This is a genomic window from Acerihabitans sp. (genome assembly GCF_036398755.1).
Taxonomy (GTDB): domain Bacteria; phylum Pseudomonadota; class Gammaproteobacteria; order Enterobacterales; family Enterobacteriaceae; genus Acerihabitans.
This window is the reverse complement of sequence record NZ_DASWOM010000002.1, coordinates 1-7730: the sequence shown is the minus strand read 5'-3', so window position 1 is coordinate 7730 and position 7730 is coordinate 1. Positions and strand designations below refer to the sequence as shown.

Sequence of the window (7730 nt, the reverse complement as noted above, 5' to 3'; positions counted from 1 at the left end):
ATAAAGGTACGCATCATGGAGCGACGGCTGGCATTGTGCTGACGACGCTTCTCAGACTGTACGGCGCGTTTCTTAGCTGATTTGATATTAGCCAAGGTCCAACTCCCAAACATGTTCTATGAGACAATTCAAAGGCCGAGGAATATGCCCTTTCGGCCTTCTTTTGTCAATGGATTTGTGCAAATAAGCGCCGCTTGACTACGCAACGCCTGTTACAATGTGATGGCGCAGGATTCTACCAGTTTAAGCGCGCGGAATACAGCCTTTGGCGATAAAAAAGCGATTATCGGCAATAAAGAAATGAATCGGCGGCGCCAAGCCCGCCATGCGGGCGGCGAAAAGCCCGGTCGGGCAGAATAACCTGCGAAAAAACCCCGGCCGGACAAAATAAGCATGACTTTCACCGCCGTTACTGTCAAAGATTGGATTCGCGGGTTAACCTTAGAGGCTGTACAAGGTATAATCCGCCGATTTCCTCTGTCTTGAGCCTGCTATGAAGCTTATTCGCGGTTTACATAACCTGCAGGCGCGTCATTCCGGGTGCGTACTCACTATTGGCAATTTTGATGGTTTTCATCGTGGGCACCAGGCGTTGATTGCACAATTGCAGACCGAAGGCCGCAGGCGCGGCTTACCGGTAATGGTGATGATATTCGAACCCCAGCCGCAAGAGCATTTTGCCGGCCGGGACGCCCCCGCGCGATTGACCCGCCTGCGGGATAAAGTGAAGTACCTGGCCCAGGCCGGGGTAGACATAGTATTGTGCGTGACCTTCGATACGCGCTTTGCCGCTCTCGGCGCCGAGTCTTTTGTCACGGAGCTGTTGGTGAAAAAGCTCGGCGTCAGGTTTCTTTGCGTCGGTGATGATTTCTGCTTCGGCGCCGGGCGCCGGGGCGATTTCCCCTTTTTGCAGCGGGCGGGCGTCGCCGCCGGCTTTGATGTCATGAGCACCGCCACTTATACCGAGGGCGGTAAGCGCATCAGCAGCACGGCGGTGCGGGAAGCGCTATGCAACGACCAGTTGGTGGTCGCCGAGATGCTGCTGGGCCATACCTACCGTATTTCCGGGCGCGTGGAGCACGGCGACGAACTGGGCCGCACCCTGGGCTTTCCCACGGCCAACGTCTCGTTGAAGGGCCGCGCCGCGCCCATCGCGGGGGTGTATGCGGTAGAGGTCAACGGACTGGCGGCGCGGCCGTTGCCGGGTGTGGCCAATATTGGCACCCGACCGACGGTGTCGGGGCTACGCCCGCGGCTGGAAGTGCATTTAATGGATATGGCGATGGACCTGTACGGTCGCCATATAGAAGTGGTAATACGCGCAAAACTGCGTAATGAACAACGGTTTGCCTCCCTTGATGAGTTAAAGCGGCAAATCGCGAACGATGTGGTGACCGGCCGGGAATTTTTCGGACTGACGACACCCCTTTAAACGCTCTAACCGAAAACGGAACCGAGAATCGAATGAGTGATTACAAAAATACCCTGAATTTGCCGGACACAGGGTTCCCGATGCGCGGCGATCTGGCCAAGCGCGAGCCTGGCATGCTGCAACGTTGGTATGAACAGGACCTGTACGGGATTATCCGTAACGCTAAAAAAGGTAAAAAAACCTTTATCCTGCACGATGGTCCTCCGTATGCCAACGGCAGTATTCATATCGGTCATTCGGTTAACAAAATTCTTAAAGACATCATCATCAAGTCCAAAGGCTTGATGGGCTATGACTCGCCGTATGTGCCGGGGTGGGATTGCCACGGCCTGCCGATTGAGCTGAAAGTCGAACAGATGATTGGCAAGCCGGGCGAAAAGGTCACCGCCGCGGAATTCCGCGCCGCCTGCCGCGCCTATGCCGCCGAGCAGGTCGAAGGGCAGAAAAAGGATTTCATCCGCCTGGGCGTGCTGGGCGAATGGGATCGTCCCTACCTGACGATGGATTTCGGCACCGAAGCGAATATTATCCGATCGCTTGGCAAGGTTATCGCCAACGGCCACCTGCATAAAGGCGCCAAGCCGGTGCACTGGTGTATCGACTGTCGTTCCGCGCTGGCGGAGGCGGAGGTTGAGTATTACGATCGCACCTCGCCTTCCATCGACGTGGCGTTCCAGGCGGTCGACGCCGCCGCCGTGGCGGCGAAATTCGGCGTGGCCGCGGTCACCGGCCCGGTGGCGCTGGTCATCTGGACGACCACCCCCTGGACCCTGCCGGCCAACCGGGCCATTTCGGTCCATCCGGACTTTGAGTACCAACTGGTCGCGGTCGACGGACAAAACTGGATCCTGGCCGCCGAACTGGTGGCAAGCGTCATGCAGCGGGCGGGTATCGCCCACTGGACGGTACTGGGCAGTTGCAAAGGCGGCGCGCTGGAACTGCTGCGCTTCCGCCATCCTTTCATGGGCTTCGACGTGCCGGCGATCCTTGGCCAGCATGTGACGCTGGAAGCCGGTACCGGCGCGGTGCATACCGCGCCCGGCCATGGCCCCGACGATTATGTCATCGGCCAGCAATACGGCCTTGAAGTCGCCAATCCGGTCGGTCCGGACGGCTGCTTCCTGCCGGGCACCTATCCGGCCCTTGACGGACTGCAGGTGTTCAAGGCCAACGAGGTGGTGGTTGACTTATTACGCGCCAGCGGCGCGCTGGTGCACGTGGAAAAGCTGGTGCACAGCTATCCGCACTGCTGGCGCCATAAGACCCCCATCATTTTCCGCGCCACGCCGCAATGGTTTATCAGCATGGATCAGAAAGGGCTGCGCAAGCGCTCCCTGGAAGAAATCAAGGAAGTGCAGTGGATCCCGGGCTGGGGCCAGGCGCGTATCGAAAATATGGTGGCCAACCGTCCCGACTGGTGTATCTCGCGCCAGCGCACCTGGGGGGTGCCGATGTCGCTGTTTGTGCATAAAGACACCGAGGAGCTTCATCCGCGCACGCTCGAATTGATGGAGGAAGTGGCTAAACGGGTTGAAAAAGACGGCATCCAGGCCTGGTGGGATCTGGATCCCGCCGTTATCCTCGGCGCCGATGCGGCCAATTATACCAAGGTGCCGGATACCCTCGACGTCTGGTTCGACTCGGGGTCGACGCATTCGTCCGTGGTGGCGGTGCGCCCTGAATTTGGCGGTCACCAGCCGGACATGTACCTGGAAGGCTCCGACCAGCATCGCGGCTGGTTTATGTCGTCGCTGATGATTTCCACCGCCATGAAAGGCCAGGCGCCCTATCGCCAGGTGCTGACCCACGGTTTTACCGTGGACGGACAGGGACGTAAAATGTCCAAGTCCATCGGCAACACCGTCAGTCCCCAGCAGGTGATGGATAAGCTCGGCGCGGACATCCTACGCCTGTGGGTGGCCTCCACCGATTATACCGGCGAAATCGCGGTGTCGGACGAGATACTCAAGCGCTCCGCCGACGCCTACCGCCGCATCCGCAATACCGCGCGTTTCCTGCTGGCCAACCTCAATGGTTTCGATCCGGCCCTGCACTGCGTCGGACCGGAGGAGATGGTCACCCTGGATCGCTGGGCCGTGGGACGGGCGCAGGCGGCGCAGGCGGAAATCATCGCCGCCTATGACAGCTATGATCTGCATAATGTCGTACAGCGCATGATGCAGTTCTGCTCGGTGGAAATGGGATCGTTTTACCTGGATATCATCAAGGACCGCCAGTACACCACCCAGGCGGACAGCATTGCCCGCCGCAGCTGCCAGACCGCGCTGTATCATATTTCTGAAGCGCTGGTACGCTGGATGGCGCCGATCCTGTCCTTTACCGCCGATGAGATCTGGAGCTACATGCCGGGCGAACGCGCCCAATACGTCTTTACCGAAGAGTGGTACCAGGGACTGTTCACTTTGGACGCCGGCGAAACCATGAACGACGCCTACTGGGAACAGGTGCTCAAGGTGCGTGGCGAAGTGAACAAGGTGCTGGAGCAGGCCCGCGCGGATAAAATCATCGGCGGTTCGCTTGAGGCGCGGGTCACCCTGTACGCCGAGCCGGCCCTGGCGCAAATGCTCGGGCGGCTTGGCGACGAGCTGTATTTTGCCCTGCTGACCTCGCGCGCCGAGGTGGCTGATTACAGCACGGCGGGAGAGGATGCCCAGCAGTGTGAAGGATTAAAGGGACTGAAAATCGCCCTGGCGAAGGCCGATGGTGAAAAATGCCCGCGCTGCTGGCATTTCGAGACCGATATCGGCGCTGATGCCGGGCATCCGGAAATTTGTGGGCGCTGCGTCACCAACGTGGCCGGCCCTGGCGAAGAGCGTAAATTTGTCTGATGAGTAAATCCTTGGCATCCACCGGATTGCGCTGGCTTTGGCTGGCGCTGGTCGTACTGATTATCGACCTGGGCAGTAAGCAACTGGTCATGCAGCATTTTATGCTGCATGAATCCTTGCCGCTGATCCCGTTTTTTAATATCTTTTATGCCCAGAACTTCGGCGCGGCCTTCAGTTTCCTGGCCGATAAAGGCGGGTGGCAGCGCTGGATGTTCGCCATTATCGCGCTGGTTATCGCCGTGGCGCTGATGGTATTGATGTACCGTTCAGAAAGCCGCCAGCGCATGACCAACTGCGCGTACGCCCTGATTATCGGCGGCGCGCTGGGCAACCTCTTTGACCGCCTGGTCCATGGCGTGGTGATCGATTTCATCGATTTTTATGTCGGTGACTGGCATTTCCCGACGTTCAACGTGGCGGATTCGGCAATTTGTATCGGTGCGTTCCTGATCGTGCTCGAAGGTTTCATGCGTCCGGCCGATAAAACGGCCAAGCAAAAAGGTTAAGCGGCATGTCTGAACAGGTGCAGACCGACAGCGCGGTGCTGGTGCATTTCGACCTTAAGCTCGAGGATGGCACGCTCGCCGAATCCACCCGGCGCGAGAATAAGCCGGCGTTGTTCCGTCTTGGCGACGACAGCCTTTCGCCGGCGCTTGAGCAGTCATTGCTCGGGCTGCGCGTGGGTGACAGAAAATCGTTTTCCCTGGCGCCGGAGTCGGCGTTCGGGCCGGTTAATCCGGATCTGATCCGGTTTTTTTCCCGCCGGGATTTTATCCAAACCGGCGTGCCCGACGTGGGTACCATTATGTTGTTTACCGCCGTCAACGGTAATGAAATGCCCGGATTGATTCGGGAAGTGGCCGAGGAGTCGATCACCGTGGATTTCAATCACCCGCTGGCCGGTCGCACGGTCTGCTTCGATATCGACGTATTGGCAATCAATCCGCAGCAGGAGGACAAAAATGCGCATCTTACTGGCTAATCCGCGTGGTTTTTGCGCCGGTGTCGACCGGGCGATCAGCATTGTCGAGCGCGCGCTGGAAATTTACGGCGCGCCAATCTATGTGCGCCACGAAGTGGTGCATAACCGCTATGTGGTGGACTCGCTGCGCGCCAGCGGCGCTATTTTTATCGAGCAGCTCGATGAAGTGCCCGACGGCTCTATCCTGATTTTCTCCGCCCACGGCGTATCGCAGGCGGTGCGCGCCGAGGCCAAAAGCCGGGATCTGACGGTGTTCGACGCCACCTGCCCATTGGTCACCAAGGTGCATATGGAAGTGGCGCGCGCCAGCCGCAAAGGAACGGAAGCCATTTTAATCGGCCATACCGGTCATCCGGAAGTCGAAGGCACCATGGGGCAATACAGTAATCCCAACGGCGGCATGTACCTGGTTGAATCCCCGGCGGACGTGTGGCGTCTTCAGGTAAAAGACACCGGCAACCTGTGTTTTATGACCCAGACCACGCTGTCGGTGGATGATACCTCGGATGTCATCGACGCGCTGCGCGAACGTTTCCCGTTGATTATCGGGCCGCGTAAAGACGATATCTGTTATGCCACCACCAACCGCCAGGAAGCGGTGCGCGAGCTGTCAGCCGATGCGGACGTGGTGCTGGTGGTAGGCTCGAAAAACTCCTCCAATTCGAACCGGTTGGCCGAACTGGCACAACGGGTGGGTAAACCGGCCTATCTTATTGATACCGCCGCGGATATTCAGGAGGACTGGCTGCGGGGCATCAATAGCATCGGTGTGACCGCCGGGGCTTCCGCGCCGGATATCCTGGTGCGCGAAGTGATTGAGCGCCTGCAGTCGCTGGGTGGCCAGGGGGCGGAGGAACTGATCGGGCGCGAGGAAAATATTGTGTTCGAGGTGCCCAAAGAGCTGCGGATGAAGGTGAGGATGGTGGAGTAAGGCTGGGCATCGACCGGATAAGGACACCACGGCTCAGTATTATTCCGCCCGGCGGATGAATAAAAATTCATTTATCCCTGCGCTGCCGCCGACCCCGGCCGGCGCATTGCCGTTGCTGATGCGCGGCCACCGCCGATGGATAATGCTCATTCTTTCGCAATTCCACTGGCGGCAATCCGGGACGCCGGTTACCCTAAACGCATATTCTTATGCCAACCAACAGAGAGTATCTATGAGCGAAAAACCAGTTCGCATCGCCATCGCCGGTGCGGGCGGCCGTATGGGCCGCCAACTGATTCAGGCGGTACTGCAATCGGAACAGGCACGTCTTGGGGCGGCGCTCGAGCGCGCCGGCTCAAGCCTGATTGGCGCCGATGCGGGCGAATTGGCCGGACAAGGGGCGCTGGGGATAAAGATCGGCGATAGCCTGGAAGCGGTAAAGGATGACTTTGATATTTTTATCGATTTCACCCGTCCCGAGGGCACCATGACGCACCTGGCGTTCTGCCGGGAACACGGCAAAGGCATGATTATCGGCACTACCGGTTTTGATGAGGCGCAAAAGGCGAAAATCGACCAGGCCGCCGGGCGGATCGGCATAGTTTTTGCGGCAAACTTCAGCGTTGGGGTCAACGTCATGCTGAAATTACTGGATAAAGCCGCCAGGGTCATGGGCGACTATTGCGACATCGAGATCATCGAGGCGCACCACCGCCACAAGGTGGACGCTCCCTCGGGTACGGCGCTTGCCATGGGTGAAACCATTGCCGCGGCGCTGGGCCGCAGCCTGAAGGACTGCGCGGTATACAGCCGCGAAGGCCATACCGGCGAGCGGCGCCCGCATTCCATCGGCTTTGCCGCCATACGCGCCGGCGATATCGTCGGCGAGCATACCGCGATGTTCGCCGATACCGGCGAACGCATCGAGATTACCCATAAGGCTTCCAGCCGCATGACCTTCGCCAATGGCGCGGTTAGGGCGGCGATATGGCTTAACGCGCGGGAAACAGGCCTTTATACCATGTCCGATGTGCTGGATTTGGCCAGTTTATAAAATAAAGACAGGTGGTGCGGCTTTTATTGAGAATTATTATATTGATTTTATTAAAATATATTTGTTGATGCGCAAAGGTTGCCAAAAACAGGGCTTAGAAAGAGAAGTGGGGTTAAAAAAGGCATAAAGGCAGATTTCAGCACGTATTTTCCCGTTCGGCGGGCGTGGTTGCCGGATTATCCCGCATTCTCGCCCGTATCGGCGCCATTATACAAACTTCTGACCAGGCAACCGATTACTCCCGCCTTAAATCAGTGCCTTTTAACCATTTCATGGCAAGAAACCGGCTTAATTCGCTTTATTTGGCAAAAAATACCGGACCGGGGTGGACAAGTGACCCACTCATCATTAAAATGCGCCCAATTTGCCGAAAATCTACCTTGAAGGTGTTTTTTGCATTGATTAAGATCGCTAAATCTGAATTAATATGCAAATACAATGACTGAATATTCCTTGGAGGGTGTTTTGATAAAGTCAGCGCT

8 protein-coding genes are annotated in these 7730 nt (G+C 57.7%); 6 read left to right on the top strand and 2 right to left on the bottom strand.

The window, feature by feature from the left end:
* Window positions 1–95, bottom strand: a 95-nt coding sequence (gene rpsT / locus VGC33_RS00080) for a 30S ribosomal protein S20 (protein ID WP_331117743.1), incomplete at its 3' end; no start/stop codon positions are given.
* Window positions 96–493: 398 nt separating this feature from the next.
* Between rpsT and ribF the strand changes: the two genes are divergently transcribed.
* The 6 genes from ribF to dapB all read left to right on the top strand — a co-directional run bounded on the left by ribF (window position 494) and on the right by dapB (window position 7248).
* The gene (gene ribF / locus VGC33_RS00075; protein ID WP_331117740.1) at window positions 494–1432 is read left to right on the top strand and encodes a bifunctional riboflavin kinase/FAD synthetase; all 939 of its coding nucleotides are present in this window, start codon (window positions 494–496) and stop codon (window positions 1430–1432) included.
* A gap of 32 nt (window positions 1433–1464) precedes the next feature.
* Window positions 1465–4281: an isoleucine--tRNA ligase gene (ileS, locus tag VGC33_RS00070; RefSeq protein WP_331117738.1), complete on the top strand. Its 2817-nt coding sequence runs from the start codon at window positions 1465–1467 to the stop codon at window positions 4279–4281.
* On the top strand, window positions 4281–4787 hold the full coding sequence (lspA, locus tag VGC33_RS00065; RefSeq protein WP_331117736.1) for a signal peptidase II: 507 nt from the start codon (window positions 4281–4283) through the stop codon (window positions 4785–4787). Before ileS ends, lspA begins: the two co-directional genes overlap by 1 nt.
* A 5-nt stretch (window positions 4788–4792) precedes the next feature.
* On the top strand, window positions 4793–5263 hold the full coding sequence (gene fkpB, locus VGC33_RS00060; protein ID WP_331117734.1) for an FKBP-type peptidyl-prolyl cis-trans isomerase: 471 nt from the start codon (window positions 4793–4795) through the stop codon (window positions 5261–5263).
* Entirely contained in the window at window positions 5244–6194 is a 951-nt protein-coding gene (ispH, locus tag VGC33_RS00055) for a 4-hydroxy-3-methylbut-2-enyl diphosphate reductase (RefSeq protein WP_331117732.1), read from the top strand. The genes fkpB and ispH overlap by 20 nt, the downstream gene beginning before the upstream one ends.
* Window positions 6195–6426: 232 nt before the next feature.
* Window positions 6427–7248 (top strand): 4-hydroxy-tetrahydrodipicolinate reductase, encoded by an 822-nt coding sequence (dapB, locus tag VGC33_RS00050; protein WP_331117730.1) that lies wholly within the window; start codon window positions 6427–6429, stop codon window positions 7246–7248.
* A gap of 298 nt (window positions 7249–7546) precedes the next feature.
* On the opposite strand, the gene VGC33_RS00045 is transcribed toward dapB, so the two are convergent.
* On the bottom strand, window positions 7547–7730 hold a 184-nt coding region (locus VGC33_RS00045), incomplete at its 5' end, for a hypothetical protein (RefSeq protein ID WP_331117728.1).